Genomic DNA, 17,515 nt, shown 5'->3' with positions numbered 1-17,515 from the left:
CCGGGTGAATCTGCGACCGGACCGGGGCGCTTGCGCCGGACGGGGCGGCCCGGTCCGGACGGTGTCCGTGCCGGGGCCGCCCGCGCCGCGGGGCCGGGCTACCAGGCGAAGGCCTCCGGGGAGGGGCCGGTGCCCGGGAAGATGCCGTCCAGGTCGGCCAACAGCTCCTCCGCCAGGTCCAGTTCGACCGCGCGCAGGGCGGAGTCGAGTTGCTCGCGGGTGCGCGGGCCGACGATCGGGCCGGTGACGCCGGGCCGGGTCAGCAGCCAGGCCAGGGCGACGTCGCCGGGCTGGAGGCCCGCCTTGTCGACCAGGTCCTCGTACGACTGGACCTGGGCGCGCACCGCGGCGTCCTTCAGGGAGTCGGCGGTGCGGCCGGAGGTCGAGCGGGAGCCGCCGCCCTCGCGCTCCTTGCGCAGCGCGCCGCCCAGCAGGCCGCCGCCCAGCGGCGACCAGGGGATGACGCCCAGACCGTAGGCCTCGGCCGCCGGGATGACCTCCATCTCGGCACGTCGCTCGGCCAGGTTGTACAGGCACTGCTCCGTGACCAGGCCGAGCGAACCGCGGCGCGCGGCGGCCTCGTTGGCGCGGGCGATGTGCCAGCCGGCGAAGTTCGACGATCCGGCGTAGAGCACCTTGCCCTGCTGCACCAGGACGTCGACGGCCTGCCAGATCTCCTCCCACGGCGTCGCGCGGTCCACGTGGTGGAACTGGTAGACGTCGATGTGGTCGGTGCCCAGGCGCTTCAGGCTCGCCTCGCACGCGCGGCGGATGTTGAGCGCGGAGAGCTTGTCCTGGTTGGGCCAGGCGGCGCCCTCGGCGCCCATGTTGCCGTACACCTTGGTCGCCAGGACCGTCTTCTCGCGGCGGCCGCCGCCCTTGGCGAACCAGGTGCCGATGATCTCCTCGGTGCGGCCCTTGTTCTCGCCCCAGCCGTAGACGTTGGCGGTGTCGAAGAAGTTGACGCCGGCGTCGAGCGCGGCGTCCATGATCGCGTGGCTGTCGGCCTCGTCCGTCTGCGGGCCGAAGTTCATCGTCCCCAGGACGAGCCGGCTGACCTTGAGTCCGGTGCGTCCGAGTTGTGTGTACTCCATGGGCCACAAGCCAAGCTCTTCGAGTGCGCTCGAATCAAGCGTCGCCCCTGGGGGTCGTCAGACGTCCCGGTACGGCGTCCCGGTTCCCCAGGCCTGGTGCATCGCGTCCACGAAGGCGGCGGCCAGCAGGTGCTCCCCGGCGGCGTTGGGATGGGTGCCGTCCCAGGTGTGCCGGGCGAGGTCCCAGCCGGCCGGGCGGGAGGCCAGCAGCAGCGGCGAGGCGGGCGTGCCCAGGTCGGCGACGGCCTTGGCGGTACGGGTGTTGAACTCCTCGCACTGCGCGGCGAATCCGGGGTCCTGCGCACAGCGGGTGTTGGGGATGACCGGCAACAGCACGGCGGCGACACGGGGGTTGGCGGCTCGCGCCCGCTCGACGAACAGCCGCAGGTTCTCCTCGGTCTGCGCGGGGTCGGTGTAGAAGCCGAGGTCGATCAGCCCGAGGGAGACCAGCAGCACGTCCGCCCGGTGCTCGCGCACCGCGTCCTCGATCAGCGGCGCCATGTGCAGCCAGCCCTCGCCCCAGCCCGCCAGGTGGCGGCGTGCCTCCGGCGGGAAGGCGGGGTCGCCGTAGGCGTGGGAGACCGCGGCGCCGGCCGCCGCGTCGTACAGCGCCGTGCGCGGACCGGCGATCGCGAACGGCTCGCCGATCGCGCTCAGGTGCCGCCACATGCGGTAGCGCCACGTGAGGTCGCCGGCGCTGCCGATGGTCATGGAGTCGCCGACGAACATCCACGAGGTGGGGGAGGCGCGGGGCGGGCGGGGCGCTCGGGACAGCCGGGACATGGACGAGATGATAGGCACTCCCGGCGGGCCGGGAGTCGGCCCGCCGCTCTGCCGCCGAAGTGGCCCTGCCGCACGGGTCGTTCCGCTTCTGCCGTCGTGGCCGTGACGAACTCGGTGGATTTCTGGTTCGATCCGGTCTGCCCCTTCGCCTGGATCACCTCGCGCTGGATCCTGGAGGTCGAGCGGCAGCGCGACCTGGGGCCGCGCTTCCGAGTGATGAGCCTGTCCGTGCTCAACGAGGGCCGCGAGGGACTGCCCGAACGCTACGAGCGCCTGCTGCGCACCGGCGGGGGCCCCGTGCGGGTGTGCATCGCCGCGACCTGTACACAGCGCTGGGCACCCGGCCGCACGTCCGGGACCGGCCCGTCTCCGGCGCGCTGCTGCGTGAGGCGCCGGCCGAGGCGGGCTGCCGGTGGCGCTCGCGGAGGCGGGGGGAGCACCGCGTACGACGAGGAACCGCGCAAGGGCCACCACGAGGGCATGGACCCGGTCGGCGAGGAGGTGGGCACCCCACGATCCACATCGACGGGGTCGCGTTCTTCTGGCCGGTGCCGACCTCCGTGCCGCGCGGCGAGGAGGCTCTGCGGGTCTTCGAGGGGGTGCGGCCGCCGGCCGGGTATCCCGCCTTCTTCGAACTCAAGCACAGCCGTACCGGCGCCCTCGACTTCGGCTGAGCCGCTCACCTGGCAGGCTGGGCGCATGCGCATGCGCCCTCTGCTCGCCGCGGCCGCGGCCTCCGCACTCGTCACCGTCCCGCTCCTCGGCGTTCCCGGCCTCGCCGGGAGTGCGGCGGCCGACGACGGCGAGTCCCTGGCCTTCACGATGACGGACCCGCGGATCACCGAGTCGAGCGGCCTGGCCGCCAGCCGGCTCCACAAGGGCGTCTACTGGACGCACAACGACAGCGACGACGGCCCGTACGTCTACGCCGTGGACTCCGCGACCGGGAAGACCGTCGCCACGGTGACCCTGCGCGGCATCGGCCGCCCGCGCGACGTCGAGGCGATCTCCATCGGCCCGGACGGCGACATCTACGTCGGCGACATCGGGGACAACCTCGGCGGCACCTGGCCGTACGTGTGGATCTACCGCTTCCCTGAGCCGAAGCACCTGACCGACCAGACGGTGACGGCCACCCAGTACGTCGTGAAGTACGACGCCGGGCCGCGGAACGCCGAGGCGATGATGGTCGACCCGCGCACCGGCCGGATCTGGATCGCCAGCAAGAACGAGGACGGCGGAGCGCTCTATGAGGGCCCGGCGCGGATGAGCTCCTCCGGCACGAACGTCTTCCGGCGCACCGCCGACATCCCGCTGTGGATCACTGACGGCGCCTTCTCCCCCGACGGCAGCCGCCTGGTGCTGCGCGGCTACTTCGGCGCCCTGATGTACCGCTGGTCCGACGGCACCCCGCACCGCGTCGACCAGATGCACGTGCCGTTGCAGCGGCAGGGCGAGTCCGTGACCTTCACCACCGACGGCCGCGCCCTGATGTACGGCAGCGAGGGCGAGGACAGCGAGGTCTACCGCGTCCCCCTCACCGGGGACGACCGCCCCGACGACGTCCGCAAGGCCGGCGCCCCGGCGTCCGGCTCGTCGTCCGCCTCGGGCAGCGGGGCGCAGGCGCCGGACGGCGGCGGGCCGCGGTCGATGGGGCAGTTCACGGTCGGCGCCCTGACCATCGCCGCGCTGGCCGCGGTCATCCTGGCGGCCCGCCGGCTGCTGCGCCGCGGCGGGCGGCCGTCCTGAGCGCGCGAAAGCCGGTGGGCGCGGCGCCCACCGGCTTCGCGTAGGGCTGGGGTCAGAGCCGCTCGGCGACGTAGTCGACGCAGGCGGTCAGCGCCTCCACGTCGGCCGGGTCGACGGCTGGGAACATCGCGACGCGCAGCTGGTTGCGGCCGAGCTTGCGGTACGGCTCGGTGTCCACGATGCCGTTGGCGCGCAGCACCTTGGCGATGGCGGCGGCGTCGACGCCGTCGGAGAAGTCGACCGTGCCGACGACCTGGGAGCGCTTGGCCGGGTCGGTGACGAACGGCGTGGCGTGCTCGGACTTCTCGGCCCAGGTGTACAGGCGCGAGGAGGAGTCGGCGGTGCGGGAGACGGCCCACTCCAGGCCGCCCTGGCCGTTGATCCACTCCAGCTGCTCGTTCAGCAGGAAGAGGGTGGCCAGCGCGGGGGTGTTGTACGTCTGGTTCTTCTTCGAGTTGTCGATCGCCGTCGGCAGGTCGAAGAACGCCGGGATGTGGCGGCCGGAGGCGGCGATCCGCTCGACGCGCTCCAGCGCGGCCGGGGAGAACAGCGCGAGCCACAGGCCGCCGTCGGCGGCGAAGGACTTCTGCGGGGCGAAGTAGTAGACGTCGGTCTCGGTGACGTCGACCGGCAGGCCGCCCGCACCGGAGGTGGCGTCCACCAGGACCAGCGCGCCGTCGTCGGCGCCCGCGACGCGCCGCAGCGGCATCGCGACACCGGTGGAGGTCTCGTTGTGGGTGAGGGCGTAGACGTCGACACCGGCCTCGGCGGCCGCGTCCGGGTGGGAGCCCGGGTCGGCGGCGATCACCGTCGGCTCGTCCAGCCAGGGCGCCAGCTTGGCGGCCTTGGCGAACTTCGAGGAGAACTCGCCGAAGCTGAGGTGCTGGGACTTCCGCTCGATCAGGCCGTGCGTGGCGATGTCCCAGAACGCGGTGGAACCGCCGTTGCCGAGCACCACCTCGTAGCCCTCGGGGAGGGAGAACAGCTGCCTGATGCCGTCGCGCACCTGGCCGACCAGGTTCTTCACCGGCGCCTGCCGGTGAGAGGTGCCCAGCAGCGAAGTGCCGGTCGCGGCCAGCGCGTCGAGCGCCTCCGGCCGCACCTTGGAGGGGCCCGAACCGAAGCGTCCGTCGGCGGGCTTGATGTCAGCGGGGATCTGGATCTCGGCCACGTTCGCAGCGTAGTGCGTTACGGCGCGGTTTCGGGGAGTAGTCCACGCGGTGAGACATGCGCCGGGGTGGGGCAGGCTGGGGACATGACGGAGGATCTGCGCCGGGCGCTGGAGCGGGCCGTACGGGGCGAGGTCGCGTTCGACGCCCAGAGCAGGGCGCTGACCACGATGGACGCGTCCAACTACCGGCGCGTCCCGGTGGCCGTGGTGGCGCCGCGTGACGCGGAGGACGTGGCGGCGGCGCTCGCGGTGTGCCGCGAGCACGGCGTGCCGGTGGTCCCGCGCGGCGGCGGCACGTCGATCGCGGGGCAGGCGACGGGGACGGGGGTCGTCCTGGACTTCACCCGGCACATGCACCGGATCGTGTCACTGGACCCGCACGCGTTGACGGCCCGGGTGCAGCCCGGCGTCGTCCTGGACGACCTGCGGCGGGAAGCCGCGGCCCACGGGCTGACGTTCGGCCCCGACCCGTCCACGCACGGCCGCTGCACCCTCGGCGGCATGATCGGCAACAACGCCTGCGGCGCGCACTCGGTGGCCTGGGGCACCACGGCGGACAATGTGCGCGGCCTGGAGGCGCTCACCTACGGCGGCGACCAGCTGCGCACCCGCGACCCGCTCCGGGCGGACGTGCGGGCCTTCACCGACACGCATCTGGCGCTGCTGCGCACCGGCTACCCGCAGGACCTGCCCCGCCGCATCTCCGGTTACGCCCTGGACGCGCTGCTGCCCGAGCGGGGCCGGGACCTGGCGCGCGCCCTGACCGGCAGCGAGGGCACGCTCGCGGTGGTCACGGAGGCGGAGGTACGGCTGGTGCCCGCGCCGCCCGTGCGGGTGCTGGCCGTCCTGGGGTACCCGGACGAGGGCGCCGCGGCCGACGCGGCTCCCGCGCTCCTGCCGTACGGGCCCCTCACGGTCGAGGGCATGGCCGCCGATCTGGTGGACAGCGCCACGAGGAGCCGTACCGAGCTGCTGCCCGAGGGCGCGGCCTGGCTCTTCGTGGAGATGCCGGGCGTCGGGGAGGCGAACGCGCTGCGCCGGCTCGCGGACGCCGACGGCACCACCGGTTCCGTCGTGATCACCGATCCCGCCGCGCAGCGCGCCTTGTGGCGGCTGCGGGAGGACGCGGCCGGCACGGCGACGCGTATTCCGGACCGTTCCCCGGCGGGATCCGGCGGGAGCACCGAGGCGTGGCCCGGATGGGAGGACTGCGCCGTCCCGCCCGCCCGGCTGGGCGCCTATCTGCGCGACTTCCGCGCCCTGCTGGCCGGACACGGGCTGCGCGGCGCCCCGTACGGGCATTTCGGCGACGGCTGCATCCACGTGCGCATCGACTTCGACCTGGTGCGGGACGCGGGCGTGGCGCGGTTCCGCCGCTTCTCACAGGACGTGGCCGATCTCGTGGTGGCGCACGGCGGCTCGCTGTCCGGGGAGCACGGCGACGGCAAGGCGCGCGCGGAACTGCTGCCGCGCATGTACGGGCCCGAACTGGTCGGCCTGTTCGGCCGGTTCAAGGACCTTCTCGACCCGGCGGGCGGGCTCAACCCCGGCATGCTCGTGCGGCCCGAACCGCTGGACACCGGCCTGCGGTTCGCCGTGCTGCCCAGGGAGCCCGTCGAGGTGGCCTTCGGGTATCCGCACGACGGCGGGGACTTCGCGGCGGCCGTACGCCGCTGCGTCGGCGTCGCCAAATGCCGTGAGGCGGCGGCGCCGCAGGACGCGGGCGTGATGTGCCCCTCGTTCCGCGCGACGGGTGAGGAACGGCACTCCACACGGGGCCGGGCCCGCCTGCTGCACGAGATGCTGGCGGGCGAGGTCGTCACGGACGGCTGGCGCTCGCCCGAGGTCCTGGACGCACTCGACCTGTGCCTGTCCTGCAAGGGCTGCCGCACCGACTGCCCGGTGGGCGTCGACATGGCCACGTACAAGGCCGAGTTCCTGCACCACCACTACCGGCGGCGCCTGCGGCCCGCCGCCCACTACGCGATGGGCCGGCTGCCGGTGTGGCTGCGCGCGGCCGGCCCCTTCGCGGGCGCGCTCAACACGCTGGCCCGGGTCCGCCCGGTGGCGGCGCTGGCCCGGCGGGCGGCCGGCATCGCTCCGCAACGGGCGCTGCCACGACTGGCGGAGGAGTCCTTCACCCGCTGGTGGCGGCGGACGCACCGGCCGCCGGGCCCGCCGGTCCCGGGCGACCTCGTCCTGTGGCCCGACACCTTCACCGACCGGCTGTCCCCCGAAGTCGGCCGGGCCGCGGTACGCGTCCTGGAAGCCGCGGGGCTGCGGCCGGTGCTCCCCCCGCGGGCCGTCTGCTGCGGCCTGACCTGGGTCACCACCGGACAGCTGGACCAGGCCCGCACCGTCATGCGGCGCACCGTGGACCGGTTGCGGCCGGTCCTCGACGCCGGGCTGCCGGTGGTGGTCCTGGAGCCCAGCTGTGCGGCCGCGCTCCGCACCGACCTGCCCGAACTCCTGGGCACCGGCGAGGCCCGCGCGCTGGCCGGCTCGGTGCGCACCTTCGCCGAAGCCCTGGAGGAGTTCGCCCCCGGCTGGACCCCGCCCCGGCTCGGCGCGCCCGTCGCCGGTCAGACGCACTGCCACCAGCACGCCGTCGGCGGCGACGCCGCCGACCGCCGGTTGCGCGCCCGCGCCGGCCTCACCGGGGAGCTCTCCGCCGGCTGCTGCGGCCTCGCGGGCAACTTCGGCTTCGAGCGCGGCCATTACGACGTCTCCGTCGCCTGCGCCGAGGAGCAGCTCCTCCCCGCGCTGCGCGCGGCCCGCCCCGGCACCGCCGTCCTCGCCGACGGCTTCTCCTGCCGCACCCAGATCGCCCAGCTCGCGGGCGTACCCGCCCGGCACCTGGCGGAGCTGCTGGCCGACGGGCTGTGACGGGGCGGTAGCGGGGCGGGGGGCGAGTGGAGCCTGAACTCCGCGGTGTCCAGCTCCCGTCCGAACGGCTCGGGCAGGGCAGCGGCTCCCCGAAGGGGTGCGGGCCGTCCACCGACCGATAGCCGGCTCCCCCGGCTCCGCGTCAAGGGTGCAGCTGCGCTCCTGCTGGTCGAGGCGGAGGTCTTCGAGGCCCCGCGCGCCACGACGCCGGATCGGGCGCGTCCTGACGGCCCCCGGGGGGACCCTCCCGGCCCGATTTCCGCTGCCCCCTGTGCCGTACGTCCGGTTTACGGCATTCCGTAGACCCCGATTACCGGCCATTTCGGCCGAGTTCAGACTGTGGGGGGGAAACGTCATGTCCGGAGGAGAGCGCGGTGTGCTCGGTCAGCTCGTCAGAGTGCTCAGCCTGGGAACGCCGGCGACGGTCTACGTCGCGAGCCTGCTGATCACCTACCGCCAGCTGCACACGACGCCCGTCCTGCAGGACGTCATCGGGGCGCCGGACCGGACCCGGGCGGTGCTGGTCACGGGCCTGGCGATCGGTGGCGGCCTCGGCGGGGCGGCGGCCATCGTCGACGAGCGCCGCGAGCTGCCCTCGTGGTTCCTGACCGCCGTGGGTGTGGGGGCCGCGCCGGCGTGGAGCCTGTGGGCGTCCTCGAGCCTGGGCGAGGACTACGTGCACCTGCTGTTCGCCGCCGCCGCCCCGGTCACGGGGCTACTGGTGTGGGCCGAGCTGATGCGGCAGTTCCGCAGTCGGCGCCGGCCCCTGGTGGCGGCCTGATCCCCGCCCGGGCCGGCGCCGCGCTCAGGCGGCCACCGACTCCCTCGGGACGAGCTCGATCAGCTTGTGGTCCTTGCCGCGGTGCAGGTCGATCTTGAGCCGGAGCCCGCCCAGCCGGGCCAGGAACAGCCCCACGGAGACGGACGCCAGCGCCGCGACCAGGCCGCCGGCCAGGAAGCCGGTCCTGGCGCCGTACTGGTCGGTCACCCACCCGACGAGCGGGCCGCCGACCGGGGTGCCGCCGACGAAGACCATCATGAACAGGCTCATGACGCGACCGCGCATGGCAGGGTCCGTCGCGAGCTGCACGCTGGCATTGGCGGTGGTGTTGAAGGTCAGCCCGAACATGCCGATCGGCAGCATGAGGACCAGGAACACCCAGTACGTCGGCGCCAGCGCCGCCGCCATCTCCAGCACGCCGAAGCCGAACGCGGCCCCCACCAGAAGCCGCAGCCGTGTGCTGCCGCGCCGGGCGGCCAGCAGTGCGCCGATGACGGAGCCGACGGCCAGTACGGAGTTGAACAGGCCGTACATGCCCGCGTCGCCGTGGAAGACGTGATCGGCGAAGGCGGTCAGCCAGATCGGGAAGTTGTACGCGAAGGTGCCGATGAAACCGACCAGCACGATGGGCCAGATCAGCTCGGGCCGTCCGGCCACGTAGCGCAGGCCCTCGCGCAGCTGGCCCTTGCCGCGCGGGGCGGTGGGCACGGCGTACAGGTCGCACTCGCGCATCAGCAGCAGCCCGGTGAGCGGCGCCAGGAAGGACAGTCCGTTGAAGAGGAAGGCCCATCCGCTGCCGACGGCGGTGATCAGCACGCCGGCGACGGCGGGACCGATGAGCCGGGCGCTCTGGAAGTTCGCGGAGTTCAGCGAGACGGCGTTGCGCACGTCGGCAGGGCCGACCATCTCCACCACGAAGGCCTGCCGCGTCGGGTTGTCGACCACGGTGACCATGCCCATGCCGAAGGCGATCGCGTAGACGTGCCACACCTGCACCGCCCCGGACAGCGTGAGCGCCGCCAGCAGCAGGCCGAGCGCGCCCATGGCCACCTGGGTGGCCAGCAGGATCCGGCGCTTGGGGTAGCGGTCCGCGATCACGCCGCCGTACAGCCCGAACAGCAGCATCGGCAGGAACTGCAGCGCGGTGGTGATGCCCACCGCGAAGGAGGAGCCGGTCAGGCTCAGTACGAGCCAGTCCTGCGCGATGCGGGACATCCACGTGCCGGTGTTGGAGATCAGCGCGCCCGAGGCGAAGAGCCGGTAGTTGCGGTTGCGCAGCGAACTGAAGGTGCCCCCTCGCGAGGTGGCCGCCGGGCCGGTGACGCGGGACGCCTCGGCGGCGCCCGCGGCGGTGTCGGCGCCCGCCGGGCTCGCCAGGTCGGCGGGGTCGGCGGCATCGACCGGGCCAGTGAGGTCCGCAGAGCCGCCCGGTCCGGACGCCGGGGCCGGCGACACGGTACCGGCGGGCGCGGTACCGGCGGGCGCGGGGCCGGGGGTGTTCGGTTCGGGTGCGGCGTCAGATGCGGCTGCCGAACTCAATCGGGTTTCGCCTCCTCATCGAGGGCTGATGTCGGAGTGAGCGAGCTTCTCCAGGACGGGGGCCGCGGCCCTGAGCAGGGCGCGCTCGTCGTCGTCCAGCCCTTCGATGAGCTGCGCAAGGAAGGCGTTCCTTTTGGCCCGGCTCTCCTCGAGCATCGCCTCGGCGGCCTCGCTCTGCCGGACGACGACCTGGCGGCGGTCGTCCGGGTGGGGGTCCCGGTGGACCAGGCCCTTGGACTCGAGCATGGCGACGATGCGGGTCATCGACGGCGGCTGGACGTGCTCCTTGCGGGCCAGCTCGCCGGGTGTGGCGGAGCCGCAGCGGGCCAGGGTGGCCAGCACCGCCATCTCCGTTGGGCTCAGCGTCTCGTCGACTCTCTGATGGCGCAGACGACGGGACAGCCGCATCACGGCTCCGCGCAGCGTGTTCACCGCTGTGCGGTCGTCCTCGGACAGTTCACTCACGTTACTTAGGCTAGCTCATTACCCACGCTAAAGAAAACGGGCGTCCCGGCCAAACGCATTCGTGAGCGAACTCACCCATCCGGGTGAGTTCCGCCCCGAAATCGACGCACGCACGACCGATGGGCGCGGACCCTGACCCCATGGCTTCGAGAGTGCTCAGCATGCGCATAGACGGGGACCTGCTGGACCGTCTCCAGGCTCACGCCGCGAAACGCGGAATGAGCGTCCAGGACTACATAGTCCGGACGCTCATTCGCGACGACTTCGACGAACGGCTCAAGGCCTCCGTCGACGAGACCGAGCAGTTCTACGCGGACGGCTACGCCAGCCCCAGCGCCGGCATCAGGTAGTAGAAGACGAAGACACCCGCCACCCCGTACAGGGCCACCGGCACCTCACGGCCACGCCCCGTCGCCAGCCGCAGCAGGCAGAAGGTGATGAAACCGATGCCGATGCCGTTGGTGATCGAGTAGGTGAAGGGCATCAGCAGCATCGTCAGGAACGCCGGGACGGCGATCGTGACATCGCTCCAGTCGATGTCCCGGACGGCGCCCGCCATGATCAGGAAGCCCACCGCCACCAACGCGGGGGTCGCCGCCTGGGCCGGGACCATGGTGGCCAGCGGGGTGAGGAACAGCGCCACCACGAAGAGCAGACCGGTGACGACCGACGCGAGCCCGGTGCGCGCGCCCTCTCCGGCGCCGGCGGTGGACTCCGCGTAGCAGGTGTTGGCCGAGCAGGACGTGAGACCGCCGGCGGCGGTCCCGATGCCGTCGACCATCAGCACCTTGCTCATCCCGGGCAGGTCGCCCTTCTCGTCCAGCAGGTGCGCCTCGTCGCTCACGCCGAGGATGGTGCCCATCGCGTCGAAGAAGCAGCTCAGCAGCACGGTGAAGACGAAGAGCAGGCCGGTGACGATGCCGACCTCGCCGAAGCCGCCGAACAGGCTCACCTTGCCGAACAGCCCGAAGTCGGGGGTCGAGACGGGGTTGCCCGGCCAGTGCGGCACGGTCAGGCCCCACGCGCCCGGCTTGATGTTCGCGACCGCGTCCACGATCAGCGCGAGCACCGTCATCCCCACGATGCTGATGAGGATCGCGCCGGGGACCTTGCGGGCGAGCAGCGCCAGTGTGACCAGCACACCGAGGATGAAGATCAGTACCGGCCAGCCGAGCAGGTGCCCGTTCCCGCCGAGCTGCAACGGCACGGTGGTGTGCGCGACGTCCGGGATGCGGGACACGAACCCGGAGTCGACCAGGCCGATCAGCACGATGAACAGGCCGATGCCGATGGCGATCGCCTTGCGCAGCCCCAGCGGGACCGCGCTCATGACCCGCTCCCGCAGTCCGGTGGCGACCAGCACCATGATCGCCAGACCCGCGAGGACGACCATGCCCATCGCGTCAGGCCAGCTCATCCGCGGCGCGAGCTGCAGCGCGACGATGGTGTTCACGCCGAGGCCGGCCGCGAGCGCGATCGGCACATTGCCGATGACACCCATCAGCAGCGTGGTGAACGCGGCGGTCAGGACGGTGGCCGTGACGAGCTGGCCGTTGTCGAGGTGGTGGCCGTACTTGTCCACGCCCGAACTGAGGATGATCGGGTTCAGGACGATGATGTAGGCCATCGCGAAGAAGGTGGCCAGTCCGCCGCGGATCTCGCGGGGGATCGAGGACCCCCGCTCGGAGATCCGGAAGAACCGGTCGAGCGCGCCGCGGGCGGCCGCCGGGGGCGGGGGTGGAGAGCTGGGCACGACCTTGGCGGTGGTCGACGGGGACATGCGGGTCCTTGCGTGGGGGGAGCGGCGGACGTGGGGGGGGAGCGGTGGAGCAGCTCGCTTGGATGTTCCTACGAATAAATCCGGCCAGAAACGGATGGTTTCAGTATGAACATATGAGCGGAACAAACGCTATCTCCGCGCGTAGACCCCCTGGCGGGCATGAGTAGGCTGTGCGGTATGAGCAGCAGCGAGCCCGGCACCCCCCGACACACCGCGGGCACAGACGGCACGGCCCCTCCGGCCAAGGGCACGGCGTTGCGTGAGGCACCGGCGGCGTTGGAGGCCAACGACGTGGCGACCGTCACCGTCGGCACCGTCATCTGGTTCGCGCTCTTCGTCCTGCAGCTGCCCTTCTACGGCTGGTACGCCGACCACGGGCACGCCTGGATCATCTGGACCTGCCTGGCCGGCGGCGGCCTCGGCCTGATCGGCCTCTGGTACGTCCGTGCCCGCCGGGACGCGATCGCCCGCTCCCGGGCCGCCGAGCAGGCCGGCGAGCCGGAGCACGCCGAGCACGCCTGACCTCCGCCTCAGGGCGTACGCCCGCCCCGGCATCCCGGAGACGCCCCGCAGACGCACCACCCCGCGACGCGTCCACGGCGATCCGCACGTACCGTCGAACTCATGACGGACCGCATGGGGGCAGAGGCGCGGCACACCGCGGGTGCCGTGCCGCCGGCACTGCGGGGGCTGACGGGTGCCGAGGTCGCGGAGCGGGTGGCACGAGGCGAGGTGAACGACGTCCCCGTGACGTCCTCGCGCTCACTGGCCGAAATCGTGCGGTCGAACATCTTCACCCGCTTCAACGCCATCATCGGCGTGCTCTTCCTGATCATCCTGGTGGTCGGCCCTGTCCAGGACGGGCTGTTCGGCTTCGTGATCATCGCCAACACCGGCATCGGGATCTTCCAGGAATGGCGTGCCAAGAAGACCCTGGACGGGCTCGCCGTCATCGGTGAGGCCAGACCGGTCGTCCGCAGGGACGGTGTCGCGACGCGCGTCCCCACCTCCGGGATCGTCCTCGGCGATCTGGTGGAGCTCGGGCCCGGCGACAAGGTGGTGGTCGACGGCGAGGTCACCGAGGCCGAGAACCTGGAGGTCGACGAGTCCCTGCTCACCGGGGAGGCCGACCCGGTGGTCAAACACCCCGGTGATCCGGTGATGTCCGGCAGCTTCGTCGTCGCCGGCGGCGGCGCCTTCACCGCCACCAAGGTCGGCCGCGAGGCCTACGCCGCGCAACTGGCCGAGGAGGCCAGCCGCTTCACCCTCGTCCACTCCGAACTGCGCAGCGGCATCAGCCGGATCCTCAAGTACGTGACCTGGATGATGGTGCCGACCGCGATCGGCCTCATCGTCAGCCAGCTGGTGCTGGAGGACGGCGACTGGCGCGAGGCCGTCCGCCGCATGGTCGGCGGCATCGTGCCGATGGTGCCCGAGGGACTGGTGCTGCTGACCTCGGTGGCCTTCGCGATCGGGGTGGTCCGGCTGGGCCGCCAGCAGTGCCTGGTGCAGGAACTGCCCGCGATCGAGGGGCTCGCCCGGGTCGACGTGGTGTGCCTGGACAAGACCGGCACGCTCACCGAGGGCGGTATGGACGTCTCCGCGCTGCGCATGCTGGACGGCCTCCCCGAGCCCTACGTGCGGCAGGTGCTCGGCGCGGTCAGCGCCTCGGACCCACGGCCCAACCCCACGCTCGCCGCCGTCGCCGAGTCCTTCCCCGCCCCGGGCGACGGCTGGCACGTGACGGAGGCGCTGCCCTTCTCCTCCGCCCGCAAGTACAGCGGCGCCGCCTTCACCGAACCCGACGGCGACAGCAGCACCTGGCTCCTCGGCGCCCCCGACGTGCTGCTCCCCGGCGGCGACCGCGCCCTCGCCGAGATCGACGACCTCAACGCCCAGGGGCTGCGCGTCCTGCTGCTCGCCCGCGCCCGCAAGGGGCTGGCCGACCCCGCGGTCACCGCCTCGGTCACCCCGGCCGCGCTCGTCGTGCTGGAGCAGCGGCTGCGTCCCGACGCGGGGGAGACGCTGAGCTACTTCGCCGAGCAGCAGGTGCAGGCCAAGGTCATCTCGGGCGACAACGCGGTCTCGGTCGGCGCGGTCGCCGGCAAGCTCGGCCTGCCCGGCGCCCATGCCCCGGTGGACGCCCGCCGGCTGCCGGCCGACCGCGGCGAGATGGCGGCCGTCCTCGACCGCGGCACCGTCTTCGGGCGCGTCACGCCGCAGCAGAAGCGGGACATGGTCGCGGCGCTCCAGTCACGCGGCCACAACGTCGCGATGACCGGCGACGGGGTCAACGACGTGCTCGCGCTCAAGGACGCCGACATCGGCGTCGCCATGGGGTCCGGGTCCGAGGCCACCCGGGCCGTCGCGCAGATCGTGCTGCTGAACAACAGCTTCGCGACCCTGCCCTCGGTCGTCGCCGAGGGCCGCCGCGTCATCGGCAACATCACCCGCGTCGCGACGCTGTTCCTCACCAAGACGGTGTACTCGGTGCTGCTCGCCCTGCTGGTGGTCATCTGGCACGCGCCGTACCCGTTCCTGCCCCGGCACCTGACGCTGCTGTCCACCCTGACCATCGGCGTCCCCGCCTTCTTCCTGGCCCTGGCCCCCAACACGGAGCGGGCCAAGCCGCAGTTCGTGCGGCGGGTGATGCGCTACTCGCTGCCCGCCGGGGTGATCGCGGGCGCCGCCACCTTTGTGACGTACATGCTCGCCCGCCACCACTACCAGGGGGCGGACGCCCTCGACGCCGAGACCAGCGCGGCCACGCTGACGCTCTTCCTGATCGCCATGTGGGTGCTGGCCATCGTCGCCCGCCCCTACACCTGGTGGCGGGTCGTCCTGGTCCTCGCCATGGGGGCGGGCTTCCTCGTCGTCCTGGTCGTCCCCTGGCTCCAGGACTTCTTCGCCCTCCGACTCGCCGGCACCCAGGGCCCGTGGACCGCCGTCGCCGTGGCGGTCGCGGCGTCGGCGGTCCTGGAAGTGGTGTGGCGCCGGGTGTCCCGGACGGACGCCTGAGGCGTCCACCGGAACACCCTTGTCACCCGGTCACTTGACGTCGACGTAGTCGCCGGCACCGGCGACGGGGGCTCCGGTCGGCGAACCGGCGAAGCGGTAGTAACCGTCCTGGGCCGCCTTGACCGTGGTCCTCAGCGAGCCCGCCCTGCTGGACGTGATGCCCTTCACGTTCACGTCATGCGCCGTACCCGCCTTGCGGAACTGCAGGGCGACCTTCGACATCGTCACCGGATCTGCCGCACGGCAGCACCCGCCGTTGATGTCAGGCGCCCCTCGCGGGCCTGCCGCACACGCGACAGCCGGACCCCGCGATGCAGGAGTCCGGCTGTCGTGGTGCGTGGTGCGGTGGTTACTTCACGTCGACGTAGTCGCCGGCGACGGCAGCCGCGGCAGCGGTCGGCGAACCGACGAAGCTGAAGCGGTAGTAGCCGTCCTGGGCCGCCTTGACCGTGGTCTTCAGCGAGCCCGTGCTGGTGGACGTGATGCCCTTGACGTTCACGTAGTTCGTCGTGCCCGCCTTGCGGAACTGGAGCGCGACCTTCTGCTTGGCGTAGCCGCCGTACTTCAGGGTGTCCCAGTTGGCGACGGTCAGGGCACCGGCGATGGTGATCGTCCCGCCCTTCTTCACCGGCTCCGGCGTGGCGTTGACCGTCACCTTCGAGGTGCGCAGCACCTTGAAGGTCTTGATCGCGTCCTTCTCGACGAAGTCGCCGTCCTGGCCCACCGCGTACGCGGCGACCTTCCAGGTGCCCGCCAGGGCGTTCTTGTAGACGGTGTCCTTGGACGTGAAGGTGTAGCTCAGCGTGCACGTGTACGACGCGACGTTCTGCAGGCCGCACGTCTTGGTGGACTCGGCCGCGCCGTCGACCGTGTCGGGGTAGGAGCCGTGGTACAGCAGCGCGTCGGCGTCGTAGATGCCCGCCGGGTCCTTGGCGGTCAGCGTGACCTTGACGGTCAGCTTGCTGGTCGTGCCGAGCACGACGGGCTTGCCGGCGTTGACGACGACGCTGGAGATGGTGGTGTCACCCTCCGAGTCGTCAGCCGGGGTGGCCGTCCCCTTGGCGAAGGACTTGGCGAAGGACGGGAGAGAGAAACCGTGGGCCTTGCCGTCGGCGTGCGCGGCCGGCACGGCCAGGGCGGAAAGAGCCAGGGCGCCCGAAACGGCTGCCACTGTGGCGCGAATGCGCATGTGTATGAGCCCCCATGTGAAGGTGACCCCCGCCGCGTCTCCCCCCGGCGGGAATCGTGAATTGTGAAGGCATCGTACGCGCGATACGCATGGTTCGGAAACTTATTCTTGTGACGTACATGCGCGCGGCCGGCCCCGCCTCAGGGGCCAACCGCGCGTGTGGAGGGCTACTTGACGTCGATGTAGTCGCCGGCGACGGCGGCGGGGCCGGCGGTGGGCGAACCCGCGAAGTTGAAGCGGTAGTAGCCGTCCTGGGCCGCCTTGACCGTGGTCTTCAGCGAACCCGTGCTGCTCGAGGTGATGCCCTTGACGTTCACGTAGTTGGTCGTGCCCGCCTTGCGGAACTGGAGCGCGACCTTCTGCTTGCCGTAGCCCGCGTACTTGTGCGTCTCCCAGTTCGCCACGGTCAGGGCGCCGGTGACCGTGATGGTCTTGCCCTTCTTCACCGGCTCCGGGGTGGCGTTCACCGTCACCTTCGCGATGTGCTTGATCTTGATGGTGTCGGCCGTGTCGTTGTAGGCCTTGGCGACGCCGTCGGAGCCGAACGTGAAGGCGATCAGCTTCCAGGTGCCGGCCGCGCCGTTCTTGTACAGGTCCTTGTAGGCGTCGATCGGGAGGGTGGCCTTGCAGGTGTAGACGGTCGCGGTGGAGGTGGCGCTGCAGACCGAGTCCGAGGGCGCGTCGAGCTCGCCCTTGATGCCCGTCTCGGTGACCGCGGTGCCCTGCCACAAGGCGACCCAGGAGCCCGCGAAACCGTTCGGGCTCGTGACGGTGTAGGTGATGCCGACCGAGGTCTTGGTCGTGGTGCCGAGGACGATGTCCTTGCCGCCGTTGACGACTCCGCGCGAGATGACGTCCTCGCCCACCTCGTCCAGAGCCCGGACCTGGGACTTCGGCGTGGAGCCGGTGATGGTCCGGCCGCTCGTCCGCACGTCGGCCTGGGCGACGGCCGGAAGGGCGAGGGCGGAGAGCATGGCGGCGCCGCTGACGGCCGCGACGACGGTGCGCATACGCATAGGTATGACTCCCCCATGTGGATGGGATTCCCGCCGCGTTCATG

Annotated in this window: 15 protein-coding genes and 1 pseudogene; 7 read left to right on the top strand and 9 right to left on the bottom strand. The window is 72.1% G+C overall.

Annotated elements, in window-relative coordinates; translation table 11 throughout:
- Positions 1-98: 98 nt before the first annotated feature.
- Together RV983_RS20990 and RV983_RS20985 are read right to left on the bottom strand one after the other, a co-directional pair.
- Positions 99-1,094: an aldo/keto reductase gene (locus RV983_RS20990; RefSeq protein ID WP_475987293.1), complete on the bottom strand. Its 996-nt coding sequence runs from the start codon at positions 1,092-1,094 to the stop codon at positions 99-101.
- A gap of 57 nt (positions 1,095-1,151) precedes the next feature.
- Complete coding sequence (locus RV983_RS20985; RefSeq protein WP_475987292.1) at positions 1,152-1,823, bottom strand: GDSL-type esterase/lipase family protein; 672 nt, start codon at positions 1,821-1,823, stop codon at positions 1,152-1,154.
- Here RV983_RS20985 and RV983_RS20980 point away from each other — a divergent pair.
- Both RV983_RS20980 and RV983_RS20975 read left to right on the top strand, forming a co-directional pair.
- Positions 1,752-2,551: pseudogene (locus tag RV983_RS20980) on the top strand (mycothiol-dependent nitroreductase Rv2466c family protein). The gene RV983_RS20985 and the pseudogene RV983_RS20980 sit on opposite strands and share 72 nt — an antisense overlap.
- A gap of 31 nt (positions 2,552-2,582) precedes the next feature.
- The gene (locus RV983_RS20975) at positions 2,583-3,626 is read left to right on the top strand and encodes an SdiA-regulated/phytase-like domain-containing protein (protein WP_475990397.1); all 1,044 of its coding nucleotides are present in this window, start codon (positions 2,583-2,585) and stop codon (positions 3,624-3,626) included.
- A 52-nt stretch (positions 3,627-3,678) separates the two neighbouring features.
- Here the strand turns inward: RV983_RS20975 and serC are convergent, their stop codons facing one another.
- The gene (gene serC, locus RV983_RS20970; RefSeq protein WP_475987291.1) at positions 3,679-4,797 is read right to left on the bottom strand and encodes a phosphoserine transaminase; all 1,119 of its coding nucleotides are present in this window, start codon (positions 4,795-4,797) and stop codon (positions 3,679-3,681) included.
- Positions 4,798-4,881: 84 nt separating this feature from the next.
- Between serC and RV983_RS20965 the strand changes: the two genes are divergently transcribed.
- Both RV983_RS20965 and RV983_RS20960 read left to right on the top strand, forming a co-directional pair.
- On the top strand, positions 4,882-7,683 hold the full coding sequence (locus tag RV983_RS20965) for an FAD-binding and (Fe-S)-binding domain-containing protein (protein ID WP_475987290.1): 2,802 nt from the start codon (positions 4,882-4,884) through the stop codon (positions 7,681-7,683).
- Positions 7,684-8,038: 355 nt separating this feature from the next.
- Positions 8,039-8,464 carry a hypothetical protein gene (locus RV983_RS20960; RefSeq protein WP_475987289.1) on the top strand — a complete coding sequence of 142 codons (426 nt, stop codon included), beginning with the start codon at positions 8,039-8,041 and terminating at the stop codon, positions 8,462-8,464.
- A gap of 24 nt (positions 8,465-8,488) precedes the next feature.
- Here the strand turns inward: RV983_RS20960 and RV983_RS20955 are convergent, their stop codons facing one another.
- Positions 8,489-9,841 (bottom strand): MFS transporter, encoded by a 1,353-nt coding sequence (locus tag RV983_RS20955; protein WP_475990396.1) that lies wholly within the window; start codon positions 9,839-9,841, stop codon positions 8,489-8,491.
- 177 nt (positions 9,842-10,018) lie between these two features.
- Positions 10,019-10,411, bottom strand: a complete 393-nt coding sequence (locus RV983_RS20950; protein ID WP_475990395.1) for a MarR family winged helix-turn-helix transcriptional regulator — start codon at positions 10,409-10,411, stop codon at positions 10,019-10,021.
- A 197-nt stretch (positions 10,412-10,608) separates the two neighbouring features.
- Between RV983_RS20950 and RV983_RS20945 the strand changes: the two genes are divergently transcribed.
- Complete coding sequence (locus RV983_RS20945) at positions 10,609-10,818, top strand: ribbon-helix-helix protein, CopG family (protein ID WP_360901066.1); 210 nt, start codon at positions 10,609-10,611, stop codon at positions 10,816-10,818.
- Here RV983_RS20945 and RV983_RS20940 read toward each other — a convergent pair.
- Positions 10,788-12,248 carry an NCS2 family permease gene (locus tag RV983_RS20940; protein WP_475987288.1) on the bottom strand — a complete coding sequence of 487 codons (1,461 nt, stop codon included), beginning with the start codon at positions 12,246-12,248 and terminating at the stop codon, positions 10,788-10,790. The two genes, RV983_RS20945 and RV983_RS20940, sit on opposite strands and share 31 nt — an antisense overlap.
- Before the next feature lie 177 nt (positions 12,249-12,425).
- Between RV983_RS20940 and RV983_RS20935 the strand changes: the two genes are divergently transcribed.
- On the top strand, positions 12,426-12,770 hold the full coding sequence (locus tag RV983_RS20935) for a DUF2530 domain-containing protein (RefSeq protein WP_475987287.1): 345 nt from the start codon (positions 12,426-12,428) through the stop codon (positions 12,768-12,770).
- A 102-nt stretch (positions 12,771-12,872) separates the two neighbouring features.
- Positions 12,873-15,266: an HAD-IC family P-type ATPase gene (locus RV983_RS20930; RefSeq protein ID WP_475987286.1), complete on the top strand. Its 2,394-nt coding sequence runs from the start codon at positions 12,873-12,875 to the stop codon at positions 15,264-15,266.
- Between the two features lie 30 nt (positions 15,267-15,296).
- On the opposite strand, the gene RV983_RS20925 is transcribed toward RV983_RS20930, so the two are convergent.
- The 3 genes from RV983_RS20925 to RV983_RS20915 all read right to left on the bottom strand — a co-directional run bounded on the left by RV983_RS20925 (position 15,297) and on the right by RV983_RS20915 (position 17,471).
- A complete protein-coding gene (locus RV983_RS20925; RefSeq protein ID WP_475987285.1) occupies positions 15,297-15,494 on the bottom strand; it encodes a hypothetical protein in 198 nt (65 codons plus the stop codon).
- A gap of 121 nt (positions 15,495-15,615) precedes the next feature.
- A complete protein-coding gene (locus tag RV983_RS20920; RefSeq protein ID WP_475987284.1) occupies positions 15,616-16,455 on the bottom strand; it encodes a calcium-binding protein in 840 nt (279 codons plus the stop codon).
- A 167-nt stretch (positions 16,456-16,622) separates the two neighbouring features.
- A complete protein-coding gene (locus RV983_RS20915; protein WP_475987283.1) occupies positions 16,623-17,471 on the bottom strand; it encodes a hypothetical protein in 849 nt (282 codons plus the stop codon).
- Between the last annotated feature and the right edge of the window lie 44 nt (positions 17,472-17,515).

It is taken from the genome of Streptomyces sp. RLA123, assembly GCF_056270165.1.
Note: the sequence above shows the minus strand (reverse complement) of the source record. Positions and strands in the feature narration are given on the sequence as shown.